This window comes from Thioalkalivibrio denitrificans, from assembly GCF_002000365.1.
Taxonomy (GTDB): domain Bacteria; phylum Pseudomonadota; class Gammaproteobacteria; order Ectothiorhodospirales; family Ectothiorhodospiraceae; genus Thioalkalivibrio_A; species Thioalkalivibrio_A denitrificans.
Map to the genome: position 1 here is coordinate 1 of NZ_MVBK01000126.1, position 1557 is coordinate 1557.

3 protein-coding genes are annotated in these 1557 nt (G+C 57.8%); all 3 read right to left on the minus strand.

Going from position 1 to position 1557, the window contains the following annotated elements; all coding sequences use genetic code 11:
- Positions 1–495: 495 nt before the first annotated feature.
- Complete coding sequence (locus B1C78_RS16105; RefSeq protein ID WP_077280190.1) at positions 496–900, minus strand: type II toxin-antitoxin system MqsA family antitoxin; 405 nt, start codon at positions 898–900, stop codon at positions 496–498.
- 23 nt (positions 901–923) lie between these two features.
- Positions 924–1226 (minus strand): type II toxin-antitoxin system MqsR family toxin, encoded by a 303-nt coding sequence (locus tag B1C78_RS16110; protein WP_077280189.1) that lies wholly within the window; start codon positions 1224–1226, stop codon positions 924–926.
- A 22-nt stretch (positions 1227–1248) separates the two neighbouring features.
- On the minus strand, positions 1249–1557 hold a 309-nt coding region (locus B1C78_RS17765), incomplete at its 5' end, for a hypothetical protein (RefSeq protein ID WP_217698054.1).

The window sequence follows — 1557 nt, forward strand, 5'->3', positions numbered from 1 at the left end:
TTGCGGCTTTAAGACCTTATCGCGGCCGATTTTCCGGCTCTTTTTCAGGCGAATCCGACGGTTGCCGTGGTCCGACCCCGGTCACCCCGGTCACGCACGCCTACCGGGTTCAACCACGGAGCTCACGAAGGGCACGAAGATCACGAAGAGAAAGAACCATTTTCTCTCGCGAAGCCGCGAAGCGCGCCAAGAACTTCCAAGTGACCTCCTTTCGTCGCGCCTGACGCCTAACGCATTGCCTTGGAACGTCGATTTGGGGGCAGAAATTGCGGCTTTAAGACCTTATTGCGGCCGATTTGGCGGCTCTTTATCAGACTAATCAGGCGGTTGCCGTGGTCCGACCCCGTGGTCGCCGTGGTCCGGTACGCCCGGTGGAAGGGATTCAACCACGAAGCTCACGAAGGGCACGAAGGTCTCTGATCAAGACATCTTCGTGGCCGTCGTGAGCTTCGTGGTTCAATGCCTTTCCTGCCATGGCGGATCCCCCGGCGAAGTTCAGCCGTACAGCCCCTGTTCTCTGCAAATCTCGTCTCGCACTTCGGGATGACGCTCCATCACATGAAGGAGCGTGAGGACGGCGCGCGGGGGCTCAACCACGCCGCGTTCGTATCGGCTGAATGCATTGATCCCACCACCGAAGATCCTGGATGCCTGGCGCTGGGTCAACTTGAGCTTCTTACGCAGGCTTTTGACCTCACGGCCGATCGCCGCCTTGCGTTCCGCTACCAGGGCATCCATCGCCTCGGCGTAGCGTGCGGCACTGTCCTTGTCGCTGAATTCGATTTCCTCGCAGGTATCGCAAAACATTCCTCGAATTTGAGGGACAGTACGGGACAGTCCATTCAGCTCAACGACGACATCCCGAACATCCTCGGTCATCGTGCCGGTTTCGCAATTCATGCAAGGATGCCTGGTTGCCATAGCTACAGCCTCTTGAAGGAAATCACGACAGCGCCATCGGTACGGAGCGTGAATTTCACGTAAGCCAGGCCCGCTTTGGTCGGCACATGGTAAACATCCTGCCAGACCCTATGGTCCTGGTATGTGGTCATGCTCTTGAAGAACATGCCGCGCTCAACATCCAATACCGCAGCAATCATTTCCCGGCTACTGAGCCCCATCTCGGCCCCGCCATCGATCGAGGAACGAGTGAATGCTCCGATGCCGAGTCGCGCGACCCTATCCTTGACGTCATCCAGACGATAATGCGGGTTGCGCTTTTCCATCCGAGAAAACTAACCAATATGGTTATTTGTTGTCAAGGCGTTTCAGACCCCATCCGGCACGTGGGTCCGTCGGCTGAGAGACCATCGAGGTTGTCCTTGCGGCTTTGCGACCTACCGGCCCTTGGCGGCTTCCGGTCAGCGCGCTGGGAGGGATTTCAACCACGAAGGACACGAAGAGAAAGGGCAATTTTCTCTCGCAAAGCGGCGAAGCGCGCCAAGATCCTCCAAGGGATCTCCCTTCATAAAGCATTAAGGTTTCCATTGCGCGCCTGGCGGTCTTGGCGAGAGACATGCCGTTGGCGGTGTCCGGCGCGCCCGATGGAACCGGGTT